At 32.0% G+C, this 26,337-nt stretch carries 26 protein-coding genes; 15 read left to right on the top strand and 11 right to left on the bottom strand.

Annotation, left to right across the window (positions count from 1 at the left end; translation table 11 throughout):
• Positions 1-5: 5 nt before the first annotated feature.
• The 4 genes from QZ357_RS02995 to QZ357_RS02980 all read left to right on the top strand — a co-directional run bounded on the left by QZ357_RS02995 (position 6) and on the right by QZ357_RS02980 (position 4,414).
• The gene (locus QZ357_RS02995) at positions 6-1,370 is read left to right on the top strand and encodes a PTS transporter subunit IIC (RefSeq protein WP_290771622.1); all 1,365 of its coding nucleotides are present in this window, start codon (positions 6-8) and stop codon (positions 1,368-1,370) included.
• A 415-nt stretch (positions 1,371-1,785) separates the two neighbouring features.
• Complete coding sequence (locus QZ357_RS02990) at positions 1,786-2,898, top strand: PIN domain-containing protein (protein ID WP_290771620.1); 1,113 nt, start codon at positions 1,786-1,788, stop codon at positions 2,896-2,898.
• An 11-nt stretch (positions 2,899-2,909) separates the two neighbouring features.
• A complete protein-coding gene (rnhC, locus tag QZ357_RS02985) occupies positions 2,910-3,830 on the top strand; it encodes a ribonuclease HIII (RefSeq protein ID WP_290771618.1) in 921 nt (306 codons plus the stop codon).
• Positions 3,831-3,844: 14 nt separating this feature from the next.
• A complete protein-coding gene (locus QZ357_RS02980) occupies positions 3,845-4,414 on the top strand; it encodes a sugar O-acetyltransferase (RefSeq protein ID WP_290771616.1) in 570 nt (189 codons plus the stop codon).
• 61 nt (positions 4,415-4,475) lie between these two features.
• Here QZ357_RS02980 and QZ357_RS02975 read toward each other — a convergent pair whose 3' ends face one another.
• Both QZ357_RS02975 and QZ357_RS02970 read right to left on the bottom strand, forming a co-directional pair.
• Positions 4,476-5,351: a PHP domain-containing protein gene (locus tag QZ357_RS02975; protein ID WP_290771614.1), complete on the bottom strand. Its 876-nt coding sequence runs from the start codon at positions 5,349-5,351 to the stop codon at positions 4,476-4,478.
• Positions 5,352-5,364: 13 nt separating this feature from the next.
• Positions 5,365-6,270, bottom strand: a complete 906-nt coding sequence (locus QZ357_RS02970; protein WP_290771612.1) for a PHP domain-containing protein — start codon at positions 6,268-6,270, stop codon at positions 5,365-5,367.
• Between the two features lie 181 nt (positions 6,271-6,451).
• Here QZ357_RS02970 and QZ357_RS02965 point away from each other — a divergent pair, with 181 nt between their 5' ends.
• On the top strand, positions 6,452-7,009 hold the full coding sequence (locus tag QZ357_RS02965; protein WP_290771610.1) for a GNAT family N-acetyltransferase: 558 nt from the start codon (positions 6,452-6,454) through the stop codon (positions 7,007-7,009).
• A gap of 14 nt (positions 7,010-7,023) precedes the next feature.
• Here QZ357_RS02965 and nrdG read toward each other — a convergent pair whose 3' ends face one another.
• Genes nrdG through QZ357_RS02950 form a run of 3 tightly spaced genes read right to left on the bottom strand, consistent with a single transcriptional unit; the run spans position 7,024 to position 10,227 of the window.
• Positions 7,024-7,542, bottom strand: coding sequence for an anaerobic ribonucleoside-triphosphate reductase activating protein (gene nrdG, locus QZ357_RS02960; RefSeq protein ID WP_290771608.1), 519 nt, complete (start codon positions 7,540-7,542; stop codon positions 7,024-7,026).
• Positions 7,542-7,880: an anaerobic ribonucleoside-triphosphate reductase gene (nrdD, locus tag QZ357_RS02955; RefSeq protein WP_290771605.1), complete on the bottom strand. Its 339-nt coding sequence runs from the start codon at positions 7,878-7,880 to the stop codon at positions 7,542-7,544. Before nrdD ends, nrdG begins: the two co-directional genes overlap by 1 nt.
• Positions 7,881-7,890: 10 nt before the next feature.
• Positions 7,891-10,227, bottom strand: a complete 2,337-nt coding sequence (locus QZ357_RS02950) for an anaerobic ribonucleoside triphosphate reductase (RefSeq protein WP_290771603.1) — start codon at positions 10,225-10,227, stop codon at positions 7,891-7,893.
• Between the two features lie 296 nt (positions 10,228-10,523).
• Here QZ357_RS02950 and QZ357_RS02945 point away from each other — a divergent pair, with 296 nt between their 5' ends.
• Entirely contained in the window at positions 10,524-11,174 is a 651-nt protein-coding gene (locus QZ357_RS02945; RefSeq protein WP_290771601.1) for an HAD hydrolase-like protein, read from the top strand.
• A 2-nt stretch (positions 11,175-11,176) separates the two neighbouring features.
• The gene (locus QZ357_RS02940; protein ID WP_290771599.1) at positions 11,177-11,962 is read left to right on the top strand and encodes an HAD-IIB family hydrolase; all 786 of its coding nucleotides are present in this window, start codon (positions 11,177-11,179) and stop codon (positions 11,960-11,962) included.
• 51 nt (positions 11,963-12,013) lie between these two features.
• Here QZ357_RS02940 and ispE read toward each other — a convergent pair whose 3' ends face one another.
• Entirely contained in the window at positions 12,014-12,901 is an 888-nt protein-coding gene (ispE, locus tag QZ357_RS02935) for a 4-(cytidine 5'-diphospho)-2-C-methyl-D-erythritol kinase (protein ID WP_290771597.1), read from the bottom strand.
• Between the two features lie 16 nt (positions 12,902-12,917).
• On the bottom strand, positions 12,918-13,202 hold the full coding sequence (gene gatC, locus QZ357_RS02930; RefSeq protein WP_290771595.1) for an Asp-tRNA(Asn)/Glu-tRNA(Gln) amidotransferase subunit GatC: 285 nt from the start codon (positions 13,200-13,202) through the stop codon (positions 12,918-12,920).
• Between the two features lie 219 nt (positions 13,203-13,421).
• Here gatC and rplI point away from each other — a divergent pair, with 219 nt between their 5' ends.
• The 5 genes from rplI to QZ357_RS02905 all read left to right on the top strand — a co-directional run bounded on the left by rplI (position 13,422) and on the right by QZ357_RS02905 (position 17,419).
• Positions 13,422-13,865 carry a 50S ribosomal protein L9 gene (gene rplI, locus QZ357_RS02925; RefSeq protein ID WP_290771593.1) on the top strand — a complete coding sequence of 148 codons (444 nt, stop codon included), beginning with the start codon at positions 13,422-13,424 and terminating at the stop codon, positions 13,863-13,865.
• A 39-nt stretch (positions 13,866-13,904) separates the two neighbouring features.
• Complete coding sequence (dnaB, locus tag QZ357_RS02920; RefSeq protein ID WP_290771591.1) at positions 13,905-15,278, top strand: replicative DNA helicase; 1,374 nt, start codon at positions 13,905-13,907, stop codon at positions 15,276-15,278.
• Positions 15,279-15,290: 12 nt separating this feature from the next.
• On the top strand, positions 15,291-15,875 hold the full coding sequence (locus QZ357_RS02915) for a hypothetical protein (RefSeq protein ID WP_290771589.1): 585 nt from the start codon (positions 15,291-15,293) through the stop codon (positions 15,873-15,875).
• A 250-nt stretch (positions 15,876-16,125) separates the two neighbouring features.
• Entirely contained in the window at positions 16,126-16,596 is a 471-nt protein-coding gene (locus tag QZ357_RS02910) for a hypothetical protein (RefSeq protein WP_290771587.1), read from the top strand.
• The gene (locus QZ357_RS02905) at positions 16,574-17,419 is read left to right on the top strand and encodes a DegV family protein (RefSeq protein ID WP_290771585.1); all 846 of its coding nucleotides are present in this window, start codon (positions 16,574-16,576) and stop codon (positions 17,417-17,419) included. The genes QZ357_RS02910 and QZ357_RS02905 overlap by 23 nt, the downstream gene beginning before the upstream one ends.
• A gap of 30 nt (positions 17,420-17,449) precedes the next feature.
• Here QZ357_RS02905 and QZ357_RS02900 read toward each other — a convergent pair whose 3' ends face one another.
• On the bottom strand, positions 17,450-18,295 hold the full coding sequence (locus tag QZ357_RS02900) for a glucosaminidase domain-containing protein (RefSeq protein ID WP_290771583.1): 846 nt from the start codon (positions 18,293-18,295) through the stop codon (positions 17,450-17,452).
• 128 nt (positions 18,296-18,423) lie between these two features.
• On the opposite strand from QZ357_RS02900, the gene QZ357_RS02895 reads away from it, so the two are divergent.
• The 3 genes from QZ357_RS02895 (at position 18,424) to QZ357_RS02885 (ending at position 23,420) form a co-directional block, all read left to right on the top strand.
• Positions 18,424-20,616 carry a transglycosylase domain-containing protein gene (locus QZ357_RS02895; protein ID WP_290771581.1) on the top strand — a complete coding sequence of 731 codons (2,193 nt, stop codon included), beginning with the start codon at positions 18,424-18,426 and terminating at the stop codon, positions 20,614-20,616.
• A gap of 10 nt (positions 20,617-20,626) precedes the next feature.
• Complete coding sequence (gene ligA / locus QZ357_RS02890; RefSeq protein ID WP_290771579.1) at positions 20,627-22,606, top strand: NAD-dependent DNA ligase LigA; 1,980 nt, start codon at positions 20,627-20,629, stop codon at positions 22,604-22,606.
• 265 nt (positions 22,607-22,871) lie between these two features.
• Positions 22,872-23,420, top strand: coding sequence for a YwaF family protein (locus QZ357_RS02885; protein WP_366934110.1), 549 nt, complete (start codon positions 22,872-22,874; stop codon positions 23,418-23,420).
• Between the two features lie 206 nt (positions 23,421-23,626).
• Here the strand turns inward: QZ357_RS02885 and QZ357_RS02880 are convergent, their stop codons facing one another.
• From QZ357_RS02880 to radA, 3 genes are all read right to left on the bottom strand, one after another.
• Positions 23,627-24,043, bottom strand: a complete 417-nt coding sequence (locus tag QZ357_RS02880) for a DUF1284 domain-containing protein (RefSeq protein ID WP_290771577.1) — start codon at positions 24,041-24,043, stop codon at positions 23,627-23,629.
• Positions 24,036-24,569, bottom strand: a complete 534-nt coding sequence (locus tag QZ357_RS02875; protein WP_290771575.1) for a biotin transporter BioY — start codon at positions 24,567-24,569, stop codon at positions 24,036-24,038. The genes QZ357_RS02880 and QZ357_RS02875 overlap by 8 nt, the downstream gene beginning before the upstream one ends.
• A 92-nt stretch (positions 24,570-24,661) precedes the next feature.
• Positions 24,662-26,029, bottom strand: coding sequence for a DNA repair protein RadA (gene radA / locus QZ357_RS02870; RefSeq protein ID WP_290771573.1), 1,368 nt, complete (start codon positions 26,027-26,029; stop codon positions 24,662-24,664).
• Between the last annotated feature and the right edge of the window lie 308 nt (positions 26,030-26,337).

The raw sequence follows: 26,337 nt of genomic DNA, 5'->3' as shown, positions 1-26,337 counted from the left end.
AGGTTATGGATTATATTCTAGGCTTTTTCGATATTTTGTCAAATTTAGGTGCGAGTGTAATGATGCCTATCATTATATTTGTAATAGCATTATGTATAGGAACAGGGTTTGGCAAGGCATTAAAATCCGGACTTACCATAGGGGTTGCGTTCATAGGAATAAACTTGGTTATTAATCTTCTTGGGAATACAATCGGTCCGGCTGCACAGCAGATGGTAGAAAATTTAAATTTGAATTTGAATATTTTGGATGTGGGCTGGCCTACTGCTGCACAAATTGCATTTTCGACTCAGGTTGGTGCGGTAATTATTCCCGTGTGCTTACTTGTAAATATTGTAATGCTTGTCTTCAATTTAACACAAACGGCTGATATTGATATATGGAACTTTTGGCAACTTGCTTTTACCGGTTCTTTGGTTGCAATAGTTACTTCATCGGTTCCTTTAGGGCTTCTTGCCGCAATATGTGAATTTGTTATAGCTCTTGTTCTTGCGGATTTGACGGCAGAAAGGATTGCGAAAGTCACTAAGATGGAAGGCATAAGCTTCCCTCACACTATGACTGTTGTTCTTGCCAGTATATCTTTTGTTGTTGATAAAATAATAGATAAGATTCCGGGACTAAATAAAATAGATATAAATGCAAAAAAATTGGAAGAAAAACTTGGTGTTTTAGGTGATCCGCTTATCATAGGGTTTGTTATAGGTTTGGTAATAGGTATTCTTGCTTATGGTATAAAAGCATATGATAAATACTTGCTAATAGCAATTACACTTGGTGCTACTTTGGTTTTGATTCCGGCTATGGCAAAATATTTCGGAGAAGCTTTGACACCTATATCTGAAAGAGCACAGGTTATTATAAGCAAAAAATTTAAAAATCGCGGTAAAATTTACATAGGTATGGATGCCGCTGTAGCATTGGGAAATCCAACAACAATAGCTACTGCGCTGATACTTACTCCTATAATTATACTTCTTGCTCTCGTCGTTCCCGGGAATCAGTTTTTGCCATTCACGGATTTAAGTTCCGCTCCTTATATAATGGCATTGATAGTTCCTATGTGTAATGAAAATGCTTTTAGAAGTTTGCTTATAGCAATATCAATGATGGCTATAGGAGTGCTGCTTTCAACGGCAATAGCTCCGATATTTACTGAAGCTGCATTAAGTGCTTCATATCAATTGCCTGAAGGGTTTAACCTGGTAAGCTGTATTTCAAATGCATCGACACCTCTTAACTTTATACTCGTAAAAATCTCTGAATTTTTCAAGAGTTTTGGTGCTATGGCCGTATTTGTTATTGTCAGCTTTGCATGTGCCATTGCCAATGGTATAAGAATCAGAAAACAGGTTAAAAATGAAAAATAATTATAATTTAATTAAAATCACTTACGTTTTCGTAAGTGATTTTTAGTATATATTAATTTATATGGAGCAGCAATTATATTGGGATAAAGCTGCAAATAAAAAGACATTATAATTCCTTTTCAGCATAAGGAATTAAAAAAATACGTAGATATTTCAGGGGAAATTTTGGATGTCGGATGTGTATACGGGCGAATACTTGATGAGTTATATCAAAGAGGTTATAAAAATTTTATGGTATTGATTCTACAGGAAAAATCAAATGAAGTGTGTTTTTTCGAAAGTTTTTATTCTTTTCTACTAAAATTAAGATAACTTTAATAAAATTCATATTTACTTTTACAAGCATTTCTTATACAATTATTTTAAGGTATTGTACCTTGAGATGTTAAAAAAATTTAATAAGGAGGTGAAAAAGGTGAAAAAAGCACTTTATGCGTTTATATTTGTACTGGGTGCATTGGTAGGCGCACAGCTTGGGAGTTGGATTATAAACAGCGGACATTTATATCAAAAGCTTGGAATTAATATTACTTCAACTTTTGGTAAGGGTACGGTTTATATATTAGCAGCTATTTTATTCGGTTTTATATTTATTATTTTTATTCCATTTTTCGCTAAACTATTTAAACGTATTTTTACACAGCTAAGTAAAGAACTCAGCAATACGACATTTACACAAATAGGATTGGTAGTAGGCTCTTTAATACTTGCTTTAATATTATCCGCTCTTTTATGCTTGCCGTTTCAAAGTATGAACTTACCCGGATGGCTGTTAAGTATTATTACGATTTTGATATATGCAACGTGTATATATGTTTTTATTTCGATTTCGATGTATAAAGCTCCGGATGCAGAGAATTTTTTAAAAGGTTTAAATCCTTTTGACAGTGAAAGTTTTAAACAGAGAACATCAAAAAAGAATTCTAAAATACCTATCGGAGTTGCAAAGATTTTAGATACAAGCGTTATTATTGACGGAAGGATTTTAGACATATTAAAGACAGGATTTATAGACGGGCCTATAATTTTGCCTAATTTTGTTTTGTTTGAATTACAACAGATAGCTGATTCTGCCGACGGAGTAAAAAGAAGCAGAGGAAGAAGAGGTCTTGATATATTAAATCAGATACAAAAAGAAATGCCGATAGAAGTTATAAGTCTTGACAAAGACTATCCGGATATTAAAGAAGTGGATACGAAGTTACTTAAATTGGCAATAGACATAGATGCAAAAGTAGTAACGAATGATTATAATTTAAATAAAATAGCGGAATTTCAAGGTGTAGAGGTTTTGAATACAAATGAATTATCCAATGCCGTGAAAACTGTGGTTTTGCCGGGAGAAGAACTGTTTGTAAAAGTAATTAAAGAGGGTAAAGAAAATTCACAGGGAATTGCTTACTTAAACGACGGAACTATGATAGTCGTGGAAGAAGGAAGAAGCCGTATCGGTGAGGAACTTAATACAGTAGTGACTAGTGTTTTGCAAACGGCTGCCGGTAGGATGATATTTGTAAAACCGCTTTAATCGGAGGATAGATGAATAAAACACCAGAGAACTTATATCTTACGATAAAAAATTCTCCTAAGTTAAAAGAATATAATATCAAAGATACGAAACAAATCGCTTACGGTATGCAATTTTACATAGGGAATAATATTGTCAGAATTTATTCGAGCAAGAAAAAGGGAATTACCCTTGATACTTCACAATGCAAAGATGAAAGCTTGAATATCTTACTTAAAAATATATATGATAATTTTCAGGGGAACGTAGTAAGTTCCTCTGATTTTAATATTGCAGATAAATCTGGGTTATCGTATCCCTTGATGTCTCCTCCTCTTTTGGGAAGTGACGAAGTAGGTAAGGGGGATTTTTATGCTCCTTTAATTGTTGGAAGCATATATTTAAATAAAAAAGAATATGACTTGTTAAAAACAATAGGTGTAAAAGATTCAAAGAATTTAAGTGATAATCAGATTGTAAAAATTGCCACCGAGATAAAACACATAACACAAAATTATTCTATTTTGAGAATAGGGCAGAAAAAATACAATGAATTGTATAGTAAAATAGGCAATATAAATGCTATACTTGCATGGGCACATATAACCAATATAAAAAATGTATACAAAAAACAGCCTTTTAAAAATGCATTAATAGATAAATTCGGAAGAGAAGAGCAAATAAGAAAAGGTTTGGAAGAGCTTGATTTAAAGATGATATTTAAACCTAAAGCGGAACAGAATATTGCTGTTGCAGCGGCAAGTATTTTGGCAAGGGATGCTCTTATAACAACCATGCAAAATATGAATCGACATTACAATTTTGAATTTCCGCTTGGTGCAAATCGAATCGTTATAGAAAAGGGAAAGGATTTTGTGAATAAGTTTGGAAAAGAAGAGTTGATAAATGTATGTAAAATGCATTTTAAAACAACAAATGATATATTATCTTAATATAAGGGTAAGTAATGAAAAATAATTACAATGAATACAAAAAAATGATTAGTGGAGAAGAATATATAGAAGATTCCTTTCTTTTTGAAATGTTACTTGAAAATAAAAAACTTATGGATGAATATAATAGATGTGATATAGTTGCCATTGACAAAAGAAAAGAAATATTAAAAAAACTTTTGGGAGAAATAGACAAAAGCGCAGATGTACTTCCGCCATTTAGTTGTGATTACGGTAAACATATTTTAATAGGTAAAAATTCTTTTATAAATCATAACTGTACTATTCTGGCTCAGGGAAAAGTAACCATAGGATCTAATGTAAGAATCGCTCCTAATGTTTCAATATATACAATAGGTCACAGCGAAAATCCCAAAAAGAGAAAACATGGATATTGCTATGCAAAAGAAGTGAATATAAAAGATAATGTTTGGATAGGAGGAAATGTAATAATTCTTCCAGGCGTGACTATTGGAGAAAATTCCATAGTAGGTGCAGGTAGCGTTGTTAATAAAGATATTCCAAAGAATGTAATTGCTGCGGGAAATCCTTGTGGAATAATAAGGTATATAAAAAACGAATAAATTAAACTAAATATTGGTATAATATAGTAACAAAAAACGGCTCATTAGTTAGAGCCGTTTTTTATTTTATGTTTTCTACCCAATCTTTTATTAAATCATATTCTACTTTTAGATCTCCCCTGCCGGTAAGAATTTTTATATCCGGTTTCGGACTTCCGTGATAGTCGCTTCCCCCACTTTTATAAAGATTGTGTTTATTCGCGTAATCGATTAAAAATTTTCTGTCTTCAATGGAATGTTTTGCGTGCAAAACTTCTACACCGTCAAGTCCGGTACTTCTTGCACAGTCAAGCATTTTTGTTACCCTTTCATGCTCCATATGATGAATACAGGGATGGGCAAAAAATGCCATTCCGTCTGCTTCGTGGATGATATCTATTGTTTGCTTTATTGTTTTAAAAAATCGTGATTCATCAACATAAAAGTTGCTTTTTTTATTTGCACAATTATCCCAAAAGAATGCTGACGGATTCATAAGAGAGGGGTATTTTTTTATATTTTCCTCGTGTCCTAATGCACTTATAATAGTTTTTTTATATCCTTCATTTTTTTCTCCGTCTTCTATTTCCAAACCTTCATCAATTATGATCCCGTTTTTTCTAAATACATCAATATACTCTGTCAATAATTCTTTTTCTCTTTTAATATCGCCTTCTTTAGATTCAAGACTTTTTAGGATTTTTCTCATTTTCTCTATGTCTATATTGTATCCGAGTATATCTCTCATTTCACTTTCATAGGCACAAGAAAGCTCAACGGCAGGAATAATTTTTATTCCTGTTGTATCAATTTTTCTTAAATCGTCATATGCATTGACGGTATCATGATCAGTAATGGAAATTAAACCTATATCTAAATCTTTAGCTTTTTGTATAATCTCTTTTGTGCTGTCATCGCCATCAGAATTATTAGTATGTAAATGTAAGTCTATATTCATAAAAACACCTTCTCTATTTTAGTATTATCTTATCTACTTTATCCACCCAATCTTTAATCATATTATACGAGACTATTAAATCTCCTTTTCCTTTAACCATACTTATATCTGGTTTTGTTCCTCCGTGAAAATCACTTCCTCCGCTTTTATAAAGTTTATATTTCCTTGCAACTTCCGCAAGAAATAATTTATCGTCAAAAGTGTGTTGGGAATGTAACACCTCTATACCGTCTAACCCACATTCTATTGCATGATTTATAAGTAAAAGAGTTTTTAATTTTCCTATTCTGTACATACATGGATGAGCTAAAAACGCAAGACCTCCTGCTTTATGTATAAGTTCTATTCCCTCTTTTATTGTAGGATATTCCTTTGATTCATCAACAAAAAACTTACTGTCGCTGTTTGAGCAGTAATTCCAAAAAAACATAGTAATTTTAGATATAAACGGGTATTTTTCTACATTTTCGGGATACTTTATGAGGCTGTTATACATAACCATAAAAGCTTCACTTTTATTTCCTCTATTAACCTCAAGCCCGTTATCGAATACTATCCCGTTTTCTCTGAATACCCTTTTATACTCGTTTAAAAGTCTCTTTTGTTTTTCCAGTTTTGCTTCAGCAGAATATCTTTTACTTACAAATTCATCTATTACTTTTCTGTCAATACCATAACCGAGAACATCTCTTATAACACCGTCAAAAGAACATCCAAGTTCCGTTGCTGGAATTATATTTATGGGCTTATCCAATTTAAATTTTGTATTTGTGATATCTTCATATGCTTTTACGTTGTCATGATCTGTTATTGACGCATAATCCACACCAAGATCACTCATCATATTTATCATATCAACCGGAGTAAAAGTTCCGTCAGAATAAGTACTGTGCATATGCAAGTCTACTATTTTTTCCATAAAAAACCTCATTTAGAATTCTTAAAATTATTATATATCAATATTTTTTACTTTTCAATTAATCAAAATAAATTAATATGTTATAATGATTTTATCACAATATACGATGTTTGGTATTGACAATGTAAAAAAGGAACAAATGTGAAGGCACATAAAATTTATCCAAAACAGGAGAAAGAGTATGAAAGAATATATTTGCGGGAATGAAGAGATAAAAATAAGAAAGTTACAAGATACCGATGAAGAACTTACGATGCTTGGAAAATGGCGAGATGACGAAAGGGTAAGCAAATTTTACGGAGGAAGAGACAAAGATAATTCCCTTGAAGGACTAAAAAAGAAATATCTTCCAAGAATTCACGGAGAAGAAAATATTCAGTGTTGTATTATTGTATATGAGGGTGAAGACAGTGGATATATACAGTTTTTCCCATTGAAAAAAGAAGCATACAAAGAACATAAACTTGAAAATTATAAAAATGCTTACGGAATAGATATTTTTATAGCAGGTCACATGGGTCATAGTAAAGGACTTGGTTCAAAAGCTCTTAAAATGCTGTATACATATTTATTCGAAGAAAAGAATGCGGATGTTGTTGAGATATGTCCGAGAACGGTTAATGAAAGAGCCGTTGCCGCATATAAAAAAGCCGGATTTACACCTCATTCAAAACTTGAAAAGGGAGAGTTTTTTGAGGGTGAATGGTTTGAAGAAACTGTTATGATTATTACAAAATAAAAGACTTCTGAATTTCAGAAGTCTTTTTCTGTTACTTTATAATTATTTTCTATCGTTTTTTTTACGTCTATTATACGTTGATTTGCACTTCCCACAAAGGTTTTATTGTAAGTTTTTTTTTCAATCTCAAATTTGCCGTCCATAATGTAATCATTCAATTCTATTAATTTCATGATATATGGATTTTCTTTACCCATGATAAGCAAATCTTCAAATAAAAAACCTGTATACGTTATTAATGACAGACCTTTTTCTTTTATTTTTTTCCCTATAAGGTAAAGACTTTTTGCTTGCATAAAAGGTTCTCCACCCGAAAATGTAACACCGCTCAATAAATGATTCTCGAATATCGCATTTAATATTTTTTCATGTGTTACCGTTTGTCCACCGTTGAAATCATGTGTTTGCGGGTTATGGCATTCGGGGCAGTGGTGTGGGCATCCCTGTACGAATAAAGTAAATCTTATACCCGGACCGTCAACAATGGATTCTCTAACTATCCCTGCTATTCTTATTTCCTTTTCTTCATTCATTATAAAGTTTCCATTTCAGAATTCATCGAATGTTTGACTCTTTCTGATTCTTCTGCTCTTTTTGCATCGTTGAATCTGTCAAGAGTTCCTACTAAATAACCTGTAATCCTTCGTATTCTGTCAAAAGGAATAGGTTTTACTTTTGCGCTTCTTCCTATGTATCCGCTTTCTTCGTCTGCATATAAATTAAGTTCTGTAACTTCGCTGTTTTTTTCTTTTTCTACTTCTTTTATATAAGCTTTTATTTCTTCTTTTGTAAGGTTTTCGATTTTACCGTATACATATACGTTAGTATTATCAATCTTTGTTTCATAAGTTAATTCTTTTGCCGTATTCATTCTTTTCCTCCTATAAAGTTTCCATTTCGGAATTTATTTCATGTTTAACTCTATCTGCTTCCTCTGATCTTTTCCCATTGTTAAATCTGTCTAAAGTTCCAACCAAATATCCCGTGATTCTTCTTATTCTTTCGAATGGCACTTCCGTGTCACTTTCTTTTCTGTGACAACATGGACATTCATCATATATTACACCGTTGTAACCGCATACCGGGTCTCTGTCTACGGGATGGTTTATTGCTCCGTAACCAAGCCCCATTTCTTTCATACATCTTACTATTTTTTCGAATGCTTCAAGATTTTTTGTGGTGTCTCCGTCAAGTTCAACATATGTTATATGTCCCCCGTTTGTAAGTTCATGGAAAGGAGCTTCTTTCTTTATTTTTTCGAAAGCACTTATTCCGTATCCTACAGGTACGTGGAATGAGTTTGTGTAATAATCTTTATCTGTTACTCCCTTTATAATTCCGTATCTTTTTCGGTCCATTCTTACGAATCTTCCTGATAATCCTTCTGCCGGAGTTGCAATCAGTGAAAAGTTTAGATGTGTTTTTTGTGTAACTTCATCAAGTTTTTCTCTCATATGAGATACTATATCAAGACCGAGTTTTTCACTTTCTTCGCTTTCTCCGTGGTGCTTTCCGACAAGAGCGGTAAGTGTTTCCGCAAGTCCTATAAATCCTACTGTTAATGTTCCGTGTTTTAGAACTTCTCCGACTGTATCATCCGGTTTTAAATTTTCAGAGTCAAGCCATATTCCTTCACCCATTAAAAAAGGAGAATTTCTGACTGTTTTTGAACATTGTATTTTAAATCTGTGGAGAAGTTGATCTACACATAAATCGATTTTTTTATCTAAATCAGAATAGAATTTTTCTATATTGCCTTTTGCTTCAATGGCAAGTCTTGGTAAGTTTATAGATGTAAAACTAAGGTTTCCTCTTCCTGTAACAATTTCTTTTTCTTTATCCACATTTGCCATTACTCTTGTTCTGCATCCCATATATGCAATCTCGGTATCAGGATCTCCTTCCTTGTAATATTTAAGGTTAAAAGGAGAGTCTATAAATGAGAAGTTAGGGAACAGTCTCTCACTTGAAACTTCCATTGCAAGCTTGAATAAATCATAATTTGGATCTCCTGGATTATAATTTATACCCTCTTTTACTTTGAATATTTGAACCGGGAATATAGGTGTTTCGCCGTTTCCAAGTCCTGCTTTTGTAGCAAGAAGTATATTCTTTATTATCATTCTTCCTTCACTTGATGTATCCATTCCGTAATTAATTGAGCTGAAAGGTACTTGTGCTCCTGCTCTGGAATGCATTGTGTTTAGATTGTGAATTAAAGCTTCCATTGCTTGATAAGTCGCCTTATCGGTTTCTTTGAGGCTGCTTTTTTGTGCGAATGATATAAGTGCATCAATATTGTTATTTGTTACGGTATTTTCAAGTTCTTTTCTTTCGAGTACCGAAAATTCTTCATTTTTATCAATAGTTGGATAAAGTCTTGATTTTTCTTCTATGTTTTTATATATAGTTTTTGCTGTGTTTTCGCCTTCTTCTATATTTGCAAGAAGTTCAAGAGCTTTGCCCATGTTTGTTATATAAATTTTTTTATAAGTTTTCTTTACCCCTGCAGCTAAATCATAATCAAACTTCGGTATACTTTGTCCCCCATGTTGATCATTTTGATTTGACTGTATAGCAATACACGCAAGAGCCGAATATGTTCTTATATCTTTGGGTTCTCTTATAAATCCGTTACCTGTAGAAAATCCGTTTTTAAACAGTTTTGTTAAATCTATTTGGCAGCAGGTTGTTGTAAGAGTATAAAAATCAAGGTCATGAATATGAATATCTCCTTTTGCATGCGCAGCCGCATGTTTTTCGTCCAAGATAAACATTTCATAAAAGTTTTTGGCACCTTCTGAGCCATATTTCAACATGGTACCCATTGCCGTATCGCCGTTTATGTTTGCATTTTCTCTTTTTACATCGTTCTCTATAGAGCTTTGAAATGTCAGATCTTCATAAATTTTCATTAACTTTGTGTTCATTTCTCTGACTTTGTTTCTTTCTGCTCTGTATAGAATATAATTTTTTGCGGTTTTTGCATGTCCGTTTTCTATTAAAGTTTTTTCGACTATATCCTGTATCTGTTCGACAGTCGGTATCATATCGACATATTTTTCGTTTAATATTTTATCAACTTTATCTGAAAGCATTTTTGCTGTTACATAGTCTTGTCCTCCGGCTGCTTCCGCCGCTTTGTAAATGGCATCGGTTATTTTTCTTTGTTCGTATTTACCTGTTCTGCCATCTCTTTTGAGTATTTCTGTTATCATTATTCGATCCCCTTTATATTAATAAAATTATATACGAGCTATATAGTATTTCGCTGACTGATATTAATTATATATTGTATATTATGTTTTTGTCAATAGAAATAAAACACAATATATTGTGTTTCTTGTTTTTGGTTATCTTGATATTCCCAAAGTGCTTTTGTAGTCGGTATTTTAGGTGATGTAAATTTTTTTATTTTAAATTTTTTTATATAATCAGATTTTTTATATTCATATATTTGAATTAATAAGATGATTATTATAAAATATACTCATATAGAGAAAGAAGGATGGATATGAAATACAATACTGTAATATTTGATTTTGACGGAGTTATTGTTGATTCATGGCTTGGAATAGCCAAAGGTTTTGTTAAAGCGCTCGGAACGTATGGAATAGAGGAAAGCATTGAAAATGTAAAAAAACTTATAGGTCCTCCTTTTGCAAAGTTGATAATAGAAAAGTATGGCTTTGATGAAAAAACGGGAAAAGAAGCGATAATGATACATCGAAAATATGTACAGGAACATGGATGTTTTGAAGCTTCCTTATATGAAGGAGTATATGAAATGCTTGTGTCTTTAAAATCAATGGGAATAAAAATGGCGATTGCTTCCAATAAACCTATAGAAAATGTGAAATTGCAAATAGAATATTTTAATATCGAAAAGTTCTTTCAAGTGGTTGTTGCCCAGGATACCATGCAGACCAGAGGAGAAAAATCCGATTTGGTAAGAGAAGTAATGGAAAAAATGAATATACATAACCCTAAAGAAGTGTTGATGATAGGAGATAAACCCACGGATATAATCGGAGGGCATAAAAACGGGACGGATTCCGTAATGGCCGATTATGGGTATGGGAATGATGAAGAAAAAAGGAATTGTAAAGTTGAATATCATATTCAAAACCCAATGGATTTGATAAAAATAGTGCAGGGGGAATAAATATGGTTAAACTTCTTGTTTTGGATTTGGACAAAACTCTTGTCAGAGATGACGGAACGATATCAAAGAAAGATGAAGAGTCAATAAAAAAATGTGTTGATTGTAATATTATTGTAAGTATTATTTCAGGAAGAAATACGGAATCAATAGAGCCTGTAGTAAAACAATTGGATTTATATGGGTACAAACATATAGGTGTAAACGGTGCAATCATGATTGATTATAAGGAAGGTTGCAAGGAGCTTGTTACAATAGACAATGATGTTTATGCTTATCTGGTTAAAAAATTTGAAAAAGATAACCGAGAATTTATGCCTTTAAATAAAGACGGATACTTTTATGACAAAAAGGGAGCGCTTTATAAGGATATAACCACATGGATAAAAGAAGATTCTTTGATAAAAGGTGACTTGAAGAATCTTAAAAATTGTTACAGAATATCAGTGCGTTTTGAAGATGAGAAAGATCTTGACTATCTTATAAGTTACCTTCCTTCTTCAATGTACGGCACGGTTGACAGAAATGTTTATGATATACGCCCGACGAAAGTAAATAAATTTACAGGATTAACCGTACTTATGGATTATTATGGTGTAAGTTCAAATGAAGTGGCAACTATAGGGGATCAAGACAGTGATATTGAATTACTTCAAAATACAAAGTATTCTTTTGCCGTTAAGAATGCATCGGATACGGCAAAAAATGCGGCAAAGTTTGTTTTGTCAAAGACAAACAACGAAAATGCCGTAAGTGAAATGATTGATATATTATTGTCTGGTTGTTATTAACTATGTTAATTTTAATAAAAAAAGCGGTTATTTTTCATAACTGCTTTTTGTTTATTTTAATTCATATGTAAGAAGTGCATTTTCACTTTCCGTGAAATTTGTTAAAAATACGGTATCATATTCTTTACGAAATGCTTCGTATGCATATTGTGCCTTTGAAAGACTGTCGTAAAGGGCAAAAACGCTCGGACCGGAACCGCTCATTTGTACTCCTATGGCATCGAGTTTTTCAAATTTATCTTTTATGTATTTTACTTCCGGATATTTTTCCAATACAAAAGGTTCAAATACATTTATCAGTCCTTTTTTCAGTTTCTTTTTATCCGCTTCCAGAAGTCCTGACATTAGAGATGTAAAATCCGGCCTTAAAAGTTCTTTTGCATTGTCTATTAAGTCGTATGCAAATTTTGTGCTTACTCCGAAGTCCGGTTTGCATAATACGATGTAGCACGGAATATAAGGGTAAATAGGTCGTATTTTTTCTCCTATTCCTTCACATAGACCTGCTCCGCTGTGAATTAAAAAAGGAATGTCCGCACCTATTTTGCTCCCTATTTTGCATAACTCTTCTTTTGTCAGGTTTAGTTCGTAAATTTTATTATATGCAATAAGTGCAGCTGCTCCGTTTGCACTTCCTCCGCCAAGACCTGCACATACAGGTATTCTTTTTTCTATGTGTACGGATAACAGTTTATGTTTATTGTCTGTTAATTCGCTTATTGTTTTTATACATTTATAAACTATATTGCTTTCATCTCTCGGGACTTCGTTATGATTGCAGGTAATGGAAATATTATCGGATTTTTCGAAAGTCAGATAATCATATATATTTATGGAATGCATTACTGTTTTTATATCATGATAATTATCTTCTCTTTTCCTTACTATATCAAGGCCGAGGTTTACCTTCGCAGGTATTTTAATTTGTATTTTATCCATTTTTTACCTTCGTTTTTTATAACATTTTTGGTACGTTAATGCATCTTTCGTCTTTGCTTGGTGCATTTTGCAATGCTTCGTCTATGCTAAGTCCTTCTTTTATCTTGTCTTCTCTTACTACGTTTTCCAAATTTAGAACATGAGCCAAAGGTTTTATGTTTTCTGTGTCGATATTGTCCAAAGATTTTGCATATTCCAACTGTTTTTGCAATGTTTCTGTGTATTTTTCAGCGTCTTCTTCGCTTATGTTGATTTTTGCCAAAGAGGCTGTATATAAAACATCTTCTTTATTTACTTTCATGTTAATCTCCTTTATAAATTTGAATTTAATATAAAATGAACAATTACAATATAAATATTATTAATATATTTTACTTTTTTTGGATTCATTAGTCAAGAAAGTATATCATACAAAGAAGTTTTTACACTATAATTAATTTTTCTTTAATGTAAATTTCTTCTTATTTTAATATAAATTATGATATAATACTAATTATTAAATATAATAGGAGGGGTATGCGTGAAGGTAATATTGCTTGAAGATATCAAAGGTATCGGAAAAAGAAGAGAAATAAAGAATGTTAAGACCGGTTATGCAAATAACTTTTTACTTAAAAACCAAAAAGCGGTAGAGGCTACAAAAGCTAATATAGATAAACTGGAAGAAGAGATAAGGCTTGAAAAGGAAAACAGAGCAAAGCTTATCGAAGAAGCAAAAAAATCAAAAGAAAAACTTGAAAAAATCAAAGTTGATTTAAAAACGAAAACAGGACCGGACGGTAAATTATACGGTTCTGTAACCTCAATGGACGTGAGCGTTGCAATTAAAGACGCAAGCGGTATAGAGATAGATAAAAGAAAAATCGTTATGGATAACATAAAGACAAAAGGCGAGCATAAAATAAAGATAAAATTATTTGAAGATGTAGAAGCAAATGTTTCAATAAATGTTGTAGGAGAATAAAAGTATTATCATAAATTTTATGAAAGTAAGGAGTCAAAATTGGCAGATAAATTAAATTTAAAGGTTATGCCTCACAATAGCGATGCCGAGAGGTGTGTTCTCGGCTGCATGTTAATAGACAGTGAAACCATAAGTATTGTAAGAGAAGTTCTAAGTGAGGATGACTTTTATGATGGAGAACATAGATGGGTATATAAATCAATATTATCATTATCTCAACGAGGCAAAGCCGTTGATACTCTTACACTTTCAAATGAACTTAAAGAAAATGATGTGTTCGATAAAATCGGCGGATATGAGTTTTTGACAAAAATCGGAGACAGCGTTGTATCTACAAACAATATTGAAAATTATTGTGAAATAATAAAAGAGAAGTCAATAAGGCGCAGACTTATAAGGGAGCTTGGGGATGTAATAGACAGGTGTTATACCGATGTAAGCGATGCGTCCGATATGATAGAGAGTGCTCAAAGATCTGTTTATAATATTTCGATGGATAACAATGCCACGGATTTTACAAAATTATCCGATGCCGTCAGTGATGCAGTAAACGAACTTAACAGAATTCAAAAATTAGATGAAAAGGTAATAGGAGTTCCATCCGGATTTGAGGCAATAGATGATATAACTTCGGGATTTCAAAAGGGTGATTTTGTTCTTATTGCTGCAAGACCGAGTATGGGTAAAACTGCATTGGCGGTAAATATAGCGCAAAATGCATCGATCAGACATAATAAATCCGTTGCGATTTTTTCTCTTGAGATGCCTACAAGGCAACTTGCCAACAGGATTATGTCGGGGGAAGCAGAAGTAGATTCGTCAAGACTTAGGATAGCGAATATTTTCCCGAGCGAATGGTCAAACTTATATGATACAGTAAGAGATATCAGAGAGAAAGACGTGAAATTATTTATAAACGATACGTCGGGAATTTCAGTAGGAGAACTAAGAAGAAAGTGCAGAAAGCTTAAGGCTACGGAAGGTCTTGATTTGATAATAATAGACTACTTGCAGCTGATGACGATAAACGAAAGAAGCGAAAGCAGACAGCAGGAAATTTCCATAATATCTAGAACTCTGAAGTCAATCGCAAAAGAGTTGGAATGTCCGGTTATAGCTTTAAGTCAGTTATCCCGTGGTCCTGAGGCAAGAACAAATAAAAGACCTATGCTTTCGGACCTTAGAGAATCCGGAGCGATAGAACAGGATGCGGACCTTGTAATGCTGCTTTACAGAGATAAATATTATAATCAAGAGAGTGAAGATGACTCAACAGAAGTTATAATTGCAAAGCACAGAAACGGTAGTGTAGGAACCGTTAAGCTTAAATTCCATGGAGAATACACAAAATTTATTACCATTGAAGATGACCCCACAAGCGGGGAAGCATACAGTGATGACAATTTAGTATAGGAGATGAAGTAAATGAAAGATATTTTTGAGAAGGATTTTATCCTTAAAGTATTGGTCCCTTTAGCTGTTACAATGTTGGTCAGCGGTGTTTTATACATTCTTGCAAATGTATTTTTTATTCTCGTGGGGTTAATTGTTTTTGCAGGACTGTTCTTCTTTACAAAATACAATAAAGATTTATTAGAAGAAGAGATATATTATGAAGAAGAAGATACTTCTCCTATAGGAAAGATAAGAGAAGAATTGAAATATGATAAAGATTATACCGAGCTTTCAAAAGAAAATGGGTATGATTCTTTGAAAGATAATAATATCAATAATGATTACGGTTCTTTTTTGGATATTGAAGATGAAGACGGAGAAGCTTTGCATTTTGAAAAGGCGGATATGTCTTTAACACAGCAAATAAAAGCAAGTGTTGATGAAGATTATCCTGAACCGGGAACTAGAAGAGCAAAACCTGAGAAGAAAAAAAGCAGTGGATTGGTTTCAAAATCTATAAACAATATTAAAAGGAAAAAAGAAGTTCCTGTAAAAAAAGATATAAACTATGACGATGATTATGAATTTGAATATGGTTCATATGACGAATATTAGTATTTTTATTTATTCATTTATATTAGTTAAAATGTAATTAACGTATAGTTGTAATTTGATATAAATTCAATTTATGCTATACGTTATTTTTTATGTATAAGTTGTATTTTAAAATGTAGGATAAATGTAATTGTTATATTTTTTACTTTATTGATAATTGATATAAAGATTATTTATATTTGACAAAAAATATTATTTTTAATATAATGAAAAACAATTGTTTACTTTGTGAACTAAATCGGGAGGGTTTATGAGCTTTTTAGCTGAAAATTTTTTAGATGCGTGGATTAATTTCTCAACAGTGCTTAAAAATAATAGATATATGATAAATATGTCTTTCAATGAAGGTCTTATATGCCATATTCTTTATAAAGAAAAAAATTTAAATGGGAATATTCTCGGTTTGCCGATAAAAGATATATGTTCAAAAACTAATATGTTAAAATCGCAAGTTAATAAAGTAATTAATGGGATGGAAAGAAAAAATATAATACTAAAAAATAAAATTAACGAAGATAGACGTTTGGTTTTTATTTCTCTCAGTGAAAATGGATTAAAAGTTTATCAAAAGGAATACAGAATTGTTTTAGAGCATATAAAACGCCTTGTAAATGTATTGGGGAAAGAAAAAGCAAAATCGGCGATAAATATTTTTTATGAAATAACCAGAGATGTTGAGTTATTAAATGGAGGTAAATATGAGCATAAAAATACTAACTGATTCTTCTGCTGACTATGAATCGGCAGAATTGAAAGAAAAGGATATATCATTGATTCCTATATCGGTTTCTTTTGGGGAAGAACATTTTTTGGATGGAATCAATTTAAGTAAGGATGATTTTTACAATAAACTTTTTCATAGTCAAGAATTCCCCAAAACGGCACAGCCTGCTCCGAGAGAATTTTTGGAGCACTTTAATGAAGCTAAAGCAAATGGAGATGAGTTGATAGTTATATTGCTTTCAAGCGGCTTAAGCGGGACCGTGCAAAGTGCCAATATTGCAAAGCAAATATCAGAATATGAAAATATTTATATAATTGACAGCGTTCATGCAATAACCGGGGTAAGGTTGCTTGTTGATACTGCCGTGAAACTTAGAGATGAAGGCGAGAGTGCAAAAAGAATATACGAAAACATTTATAATCTTACAAAGAAATTGCGTTCTGTAATAATAGTTGATACTTTGGAATATTTACACAGAGGCGGCAGACTCACAAAAGCACAGGCCACAATCGGAGAAGCCGTAAATATGAAACCAATAATAAGTATAGATGAACACGGGAAACTTTATATGAAAGATAAAGCCCTTGGAAAAGCCAGAGCTTATAAAAAAATAATAAAAATTTATCAAAGCTTTGACAGAGATGATTCTTATCCTGTTTATTTCACATATTCCAATGAAAAAGAAAATTGCGAAGAGCTTATAAGAAGGCTTGTATCTAATGGGGAAAAAATAGATGAAGATCTTATATACAATATAGGACCTACGGTAGGAGCTCATCTTGGAAGCGGTACCCTTGGTTTTACTATGGTTGTAAAATAAAAAAGAGTCATATTATATGACTCTTTTTTGTTATCTTTTATTTCTTGTTCTTTTAGTTATGTATTTTGTTGTTTTTTTATCGGCTTTGTTTATTTTATAAAAGATTAACAAAAGTAAATATATTGTCAGTATATTAAAGCTTATTGATAAAGATTTGTTGATAAATGTATCAGGATTTTTTCTTTTAAATAAAATTTTATTGCTTCTTTCTTCTATTTCTTCTGCATCTTTATTGTTTATTTTTTTTACATTTTCAAGATGTTTTAAAACCTTTTTACCGTATCCCTTTCCCGGATATGCCCATCCTTTTTTATATGGATTGTCTGCATACCCCAAGTATTCGACGTACTTTGCTTTATTTCTTAAAGTATTGTTCCACCTCGGATCTACACATTTTTGGTTTAGAGGTTCGGTTGATGCGTAACATTTTAAATGTTGCACAACCGCCCGTATTCCTATTTCCATTGTTTTAAAGCTTGCTCCTTTTACTCCTCCTCCCGTAGTTCCAAGACCTGCAAAATTATTCTGTTCTTTTTTTACGTCTCCTTTAAAATTAAGATATCCGGTTTCGTGCATCATTACACAAAAAGTTATATCTGCTCTCACGCCCTCTTTTTTTGCCTCTTTTATGGTTGTTTTTACGAAGCTTTTTGCGTATTTTTTTGATATGGGATTATTCCCTTTCGGATCATTGTTTTTTATTAAATACAAGTACATCTGATTTGCCGAACATTCGTAATTTTCTCCCATTATTTTAGTGAGGTTTTTTTCTTCCTTTCCATTTACTAAAGACGGAAAACATGGTAATATTATTAAGGTTATAATAATAAATACAGTAAATATTTGAAATTTATTAAATTTTAATGAAATATTCATGAAAAGCCTCTTTTTTTACATTTTTTATATTATGATTATTATAAATTAAAAAAAACAATTATTTTGTAAATTTTACTATAATGTATTTAAAATATATAAAAATTATTTTATAAATGGAAGGTACTATTTTGAAAAAAACATTAACTAAAATTATCGGTGTATTGTTAATAGGTATCATTTTAGCCGGTGCTACGGTATTTATGTATATTTCCCTTACTTTACCTGATATATCAGGGTATACATATTCTCCAAAGCTTAAAACGCAAATACTTACTGAGGATAAGCAACTGGTTGGAGAAATATATGATGAAAACAGAACTTTAGTTTCAATAGAAGATATGCCAGATGATCTTGTAAATGCCGTTGTTGCAATAGAAGACAGAAGATTCTATCAACATCATGGATTCGACCTTAAAGGGATTTTCAGAGCGATTGTCGTAAACTTAAAAGGTGATGGTATACACGAAGGTGCTTCTACTATTACGCAGCAAGTTGCAAGAAGATTATTCCTTTCGGACGAGAGAACTTATACCAGAAAAATAAAAGAGATTTTATTGGCAGTTAAACTAGAACAGAAATACAGCAAAGAAGAAATTGTTGAAATATATTTAAACGATGTTTTTATGGGGCAGGGAACGTACGGAGTAGAAGAAGCTTCCAAAAGATTTTTCGGTAAGCATGTAAAAGATTTGACTTTGGAAGAGTGCGCTCTTTTAGCGGGGATTCCTCAGGCTCCGACAGTGTATAACCCTACAACGAAATCCGGATATAAACAGTCGAAGGCAAGAAAAGAAGAAGTTCTTGATTCGATGGAAGAATGCAGATATATAACCCATGAAGAAAATGAGGCCGCAAAAGCAAAGAAAATCTCAATTAAAAAATCTGATTCTCAGAAAAACTTTAACGGAAGAATAAGAGAAGGATGCGGTGCATATTCACAAAGGGTTCTAAGCGAAGCTCAAAACGTTTTGGTAAATAGTTTTACGGATAAAAATCAGATGAGTAAGAAAAATGCTCAGGCTAAAGTTGAACAAATGATTAATCAGGACGGGCTTAAAATTTATTGTTCTCTTAATATGAGTCTTCAAACTTCAGGTATCAAGAGCGTTAAAGAATTTATGTCTGCTTATGGAATTACCGACAGTGCGGATCTTGCGTTTACCACTGTTGATGGGTCTAACGGTAAAGTTGTGGCTTATTACGGCGGATCTTCGGCAATTGATATGGCTAACACAGCAAGACAGCCAGGAAGTACAATAAAACCACTGTATGTGTCAAAATATTTGGAACTTCCGGATAAAACAATATATTCTACCGTACAGGATGGTCCTATAAATTTATACGGATATTCTCCTAGAAATTACGGTAATAAATATTACGGAAGAGTAACAATACAAAAAGCGATTACGAATTCTTTGAATACTGCTTGTTTGAGACTTTATGAAGAGCTTGGGGTAAATGAAGACGGTAATCTTGCGGGATACGAAGCTGTTAAAGACTTTGGGTTTACCACTTTGGTTGATGTGGAAGATGACCCTGTATACAATGATAACAACTATGCTTTCGCTCTTGGAGGGCTTACCTATGGATTAAAACCTTTAGAGCTTGCAAATGCTTATTCTGCTTTTGCGAATGACGGAGAAAAATATCCTTATTATTTTGTTGAAAAAATAACAACAAAAGAAGGAAAGGTTCTTTACGAAAGAAAGCCTGCAGAATCTGAAAGAATAAGAACCAGCGAAGCAAATGAAGCTATCGTGGAATGTATGAAAGGCGTTGTTAATTACGGAACAGGAACCCTTGCCAGAACACAATACGAAACATTCGGTAAAACAGGAACAACTCATGATAATAAGGACTTTTGGTTCTGTGGGGTTACAGGAAATCTTGCCACAAGTATATGGGTGGGAACACCTTCAAATAAGATACTATATGGAATATCTTCATCCGGAGTAGCTTCGTTTTATTCAAGATATGTAAATAATACGGATGAAATAGATGATTTCGGTAAAATAGCAAATGTAGGTGAAGGAACTTCATCTTCAACGGAGAATGTTGAGTATAAAAATTTATTGGTGGTAAAAGATAATATAGATGTTGCGGACAGAGAATATTTTACAAGATTGGAAGTTGAAACTATTTCTGTTCCGGAAGATCAGATTGATAAATATGAAGACAGGCAGGTTGTAAAGGTGAATGTTGATTCATCAAGCGGTATGCTGTTTAATAAGGAAAAATGTGACAAAGAAAATAAAGAAATAAGGTATTATATAAAAGGTCACGAGCCTGATAGTCTTTGTAATAAACTTCATATTTTTTAGAAGGTAAACAATGGAAGATATAAAAATAGAGATAGAGAAATTAACCGATAAACTTTTAGAGCATAATAGAAAATATTATGAAGAGGATAATCCGGATATATCAGATTATGAGTATGACATGATGCTTAGGAAGCTTACAGAGCTTGAAGAAAAATATCCTCAATTTAAAAAAGAATATTCCCCTACGGACAGAGTAGGGGGAAAGGCTCTTGATGTCTTTAATAAGGTAAAGCATGAGTATAAGCAGCTTAGCTTAGCTAATGCTTTTTCTTATGATGAGCTTAAAGATTTTGATGAGAGAATAAAAAAAGAGATTGAAAATCCAAAATATACTCTTGAAAATAAATTTGACGGGTTGACAATTGTTCTTACTTATAAAGACGGTATATTGACAACAGGAGCTACAAGAGGGGATGGACAGACCGGTGAAGATGTAACACTTAATGTTAAGACAATTAAAACTATTCCTTTAAAGCTTAAAGAAAAAGTAAATTTAACCGTAAGAGGAGAGGTTTTAATATACAAGGATAACTTTGAAAGAATAAATAAAGAGAGAGAAAAAGACGGATTGAGCCTTTTTGCAAACCCCAGAAATATGGCTGCGGGATCAATAAGACAACTTGATTCGAAAATTGCGGCAAAAAGAAATTTAGATTGTTTTATCTTTCAGTTAGAACATATTGATAATATGTCTTTTTCTTCTCATAGCGAAAGCTTGGATTATCTGAAAAAACTCGGATTCAAAGTCAGTGAATACAAAATCTTTGATAATATGCAAGCTATTTTTGAAGAGCTTGAAAAAAAAGAATATATGCGAAAAAGTATGCCGTATGAAATAGACGGTGCGGTAATAAAATTAGACAATTTGGAACAAAGAGAGATTTTGGGTGCTACAAATAAAAATCCAAGATGGGCAATCGCTTATAAGTTTAGCGAGACCAAAGTCATAACAAAACTTAAAGATATTATTGTTAACGTCGGCAGAACAGGAACTTTAACACCTGTTGCCATACTTGACGGTGTAAGGATAGATGGGTCTTTTGTAAGCAGGGCTACATTGCACAACGAAGATTATATAAAGGATAATGATATAAGGATTGGGGATAGTGTGGTCGTAAAGAAAGCGGGAGAAATTATTCCTCAGGTTGTTAGTTCCGTTAAAGGTGACAGAGATGGCAGTGAGAAGTTGTTTGAAATGCCTAAGGTGTGTCCTGTGTGCAACCATAAGGTCGTAAGGAATGAAGGGAATAGTGCCGTAAAATGTATAAATATAGACTGCTCGGCCAAAATTTCCAGAGAGATTATCCATTTTGCATCCAGAGACGCCATGAATATAGATACTTTAGGTGAAAAGGTATTGGAGAGTTTAATCGAAGCGGATTTGATAAATGATATAAGTGATATTTATAATCTTAAAAATAAACGCAAGGATATTGAAAATCTTGAAAAAATGGGTGAAAAATCCGTTCAAAATATGCTGAATGCAATTGAAAAATCAAAAGAGAATTCTCTTGAAGATTTATTATTTGCACTATCAATAAATTTAGTGGGAAAGCAAGGTGCAAAACTTCTTGCCAAAAAATTTAAGAATATGGATAATCTTATTAATGCTTCTTATGATGATATAGTTTCCATTAATGAGATAGGAGATAAAATGGCAACTGAGATAGTAAATTTCTTCAATAATCCGAAAAAAATAGAATTGATAAATAAACTTAAATCTGTAGGATTAAATATGGAGTATATCAATGAAGAAAATGAAGATTTGAAGTTTGAGAATATGACCTTTGTTTTAACCGGAACGTTATCTAAATATAAAAGAAGTGAAGCAAAAAAAATAATAGAAAATTACGGCGGTAAAGTTTCTTCTTCCGTAAGCAAAAACACAACATATGTGTTGGCAGGGGAAAATGCGGGAATTAAGGAAGAAAAAGCAAAGGCGCTGGGTATAGATATTATCTCGGAAGAAGAGTTTGAGAAAATGATTTGATGTATTAAGCTTTGGAGTTATCCAAAGCTTTTTTATTTGTAATTTTTTGTTGTATTTTATAATATTTTTTTTATTATATAATAACTTAAATAATATTTTATGAGAGGTGTATGTTTTGACATTTGATTATTTTTTTTCTAATCCTGAATTGATACCTAAATCACTTCTTTGGAGTATTTTTTCAAAAGAGCATTTAATATGGCTTTTTAGCATATTTATTTTTATTTTGTGTATGTGTAGAATCTTTAAAAAAACAGATTTTAATGTGCAGAATAAAATATTGAAGTTTTTTGCGGTTTTGATTGTTATTCAAGAAATATTAAAAGATATATTCCATTATATTGCGGGAACATTTACTCTTGAGCATTTACCCTTTCATTTGTGCGGAATATCGATATTTATAACATTTTTGTACGCTTTCAAGCCCGGTAAATTAAACGGAGAGTATTTATATGCTCTTTCTTTGCCCGGAGCTCTCGCGGCGTTAATATTTCCGGATTGGACAAATTATCCAATGTTTCATTTTTCTAATATAAACTCTTTTACCATTCATACATGGCTAGTGGTTTTTGTAGCTATGCTGCTTTACAGCGGAAGACTCAAACCTAATTATAAAGAGCTGATTCATGTTGGGGTATTTATAGGTGTTTTGGCTGTACCTATATACTTCTTAAATAAGTTGTGGAGTACAAATTTTATGTTTTTAAATATACCGGCTCCCGTGTCTCCTTTGGAGTTTTTATATACCCTCTGTAGTTGTTTTGGTGATAATTGTATGGTTTTTTATGTATATACCTTGGTATCTGAAATATAAGGCGGAATATAAAAAAGAGTTTGAAAAAATATAAGATTTATTTATAAACAAATTATATACTTTGATAAAGATGTAAAATTTTGTGTTAGAAATAATATGTTTTATCTACTATTAATACTTACCTGTTAAGTCAGAATAAGTTACGATTATTGCATCCATATTTTCTCTTAATAGGTAAGTTCAATTATATTTATTTTTTATTTTGTTTACTGAGTATTATATGTTTTAGTAAAGGTATGTATTAAATTCTTTTCTTTTTTATTACATATATATTTCCATTCACAATCCTTACATATTTGTTTTCTTTTCCCGGGAAATATAATCTTTTCTATAATTAAATTTTGTATGGAACTGTATTTGTAAGATTCTTTTGTGTTAAGGTTTAAAATATCCAGTATTTTTTTATCATAACTTTGTACTTTTTCGTTGTTGATACAACCGATACCATTTTCATTATTCGGGCATTTCTTGCATATTATATCTTCGTTTTTAGTGAGCTTTATATATGGATTCTGTTTAAGATTTTTTATAACTGTTTTCATGTTATATATGAATTCTTCATTATAGCCTTTTTCTTCAAAAAACAGAGTACAGAGAATATGGTGAGGTCTAAGATTAATCATCGTAAATCCTGCTTTTTATGATTTTTGATACGTAGAAGGCAAGAAGTATTTTTATTGTATCGGGAATAATAAAAGGTACTACACACATGGCGAGTATACCCGAATATGTTATGGTTCCCGTTGATGATGTGTATACGAGGTAAAACCATAATGTTCCTGCGGTATAACATATAAATAAGGATATAAACGAAAATATCAGTGTTTTTATGCTGCTTTTTTTATAAATGAATTTTGTTATTGACAGAAATAATGCGCTTAATAAAAAACCGATTATATATCCTCCGGTACTGCCGAATAATATTCCCATTCCGGAGGTAAATCCTGAAAATACCGGGATTCCTATTGCTCCCATAAGGATATAAACCGTTATGGATATAGCTGCTTTTTTTGCGCCGAGTACAAATATAATAAAAAAAACGGCAAAAGTTTGCATTGTGAAAGGTATTGATGTCGGAATTGATGTCCATGAACATATAGCCATAAAAACTGCTGATAATGCACATAAAATTAAGTCTTTTGTTTTCATATTTTTTTCTCCTTTTTTGTTTTGAAAATATGATATAATAAAAGAACAAAATATGTCAACTAATATCACTATCAAGGTTGACATGTTTTGTTCTACTTGTTGAATAGGTTAAATATAGTTTGTTTTAGGGTACTTACTTTTACTATTTCGATATCAATATTTTTTAGTTCTTCGTCTGATGAAGCTGAAAAAGGAATGATAGCTCTTGTAAAGCCCATGGATTTTGCATCTTTTATTCTTTTATATATATTACTTACATTTCGTATTTCTCCGCATAATCCGACTTCTCCGATAATTAATGTATCTCTTCTTATCTCTTTTTTTAATACGGAAGATACAATAGCACAGGCTACAGCCAAATCGCTTGCTGTTTCTTTTATTTTAACTCCTCCTACAACGTTAAGGTACACGTCTGTAGAATGAAGTTTTATATTTGTCATCTTTTCTATTACAGCTAAAATCAAAACAAATCTGTTGTATTCAAACCCGGTCGAAACTCTCCTTGGGACTTGGAAAGAAGAATCTGTTGCAAGAGCTTGTATTTCTATGAGCATACTTCTGTTTCCTTCCATTGCCGCGCATATAGTGCTTCCGTAACTTCTGTTTTCTCTGTCTTCAAGGAGGAGTTTTGAAGGGTTGATTACACATTCCAACCCACGTTTAGTCATTTCAAATACGCCTATTTCTTCACTTGAGCCAAATCTGTTTTTGCTTAGTCTCAATATCCTTAGATTTGAATTTGTTTCGTTTTCGAAATACATGACCGTATCCACCATATGCTCAATGGTTTTAGGACCTGCCAATGTTCCTTGTTTGTTTATGTGACCCACCAAAAATACACTGGTATTGCTTGCCTTTGCAAAGTTCATAAGTAAGTTTGTACATTCTCTTACTTGGGTTATCGTTCCCGGGGCGCTTTGTATATCTGTACTTCTTACTGTTTGTATTGAGTCTATGATTAGTAAATCTACTTTGTTTTCTTTTGCGCTTTCGATTATTTGCTCTATATTTGTATTGGATAGTACCATTATGTTACCGTCTTTAAGCTTCAATCTGTCCAATCTTAATTTTAACTGTGTCAGACTTTCTTCACTTGATGCATAAAGGACTTTTCTATTGGTAAGAGAAATATTGTATGCGGTTTGCATTAAAAGGGTGGATTTACCTATTCCCGGTTCTCCTCCTACCAAAACCAGACTTGATGCTACTATTCCTCCGCCCAATACTCTGTCCAATTCGCTTATAGATGTTGAAAATCTTATGTCATCGTCGGCACTGATGTCGTTTAACTTTTTTACTTTTGGTGTAACAATGTTTGCATTGTTGTTTACGATATCCAGTTCTTTTTTTGAAAATTCGCTGAAAGTATTCCATTTCCCGCAGTCCGGGCATTTTCCCCAATATTTAGGGCTTTCATATCCACATTCACTGCAGACGAATATTTTTTTGTCTTTTGCCAAAATTCTATCCTCTTTGCTGTTTTTTTATTTAAAATAATAATTGATTATAAAAAATTATATCATAACAGTCATTTTTTTCATAAATATTTGCTCAATTAATAAAAATTTAGTGTATTATAAAATTTTTATTAAAATAACTTGTAATTTTATGATAAAATAAAAAAAGATAATATAAGTTAAAAGAGCTGAAAAAGGGCGATAAAATTGGAAAAAAATTGATATTTTTCTTTTGTTACCCTTGACTTATTTGTGTTCTTTTGCTAAAATATTAAATTACTGAAAATACAAAACAAGCCTAAAATTTGTGT

Source organism: Anaerofustis sp., assembly GCF_019420015.1.
Classification (GTDB): Bacteria; Bacillota; Clostridia; order Eubacteriales; family Anaerofustaceae; genus Anaerofustis.
The sequence above is the reverse complement of the archived record's forward strand: the minus strand, read 5'-3'. Positions and strand labels throughout refer to the sequence as shown.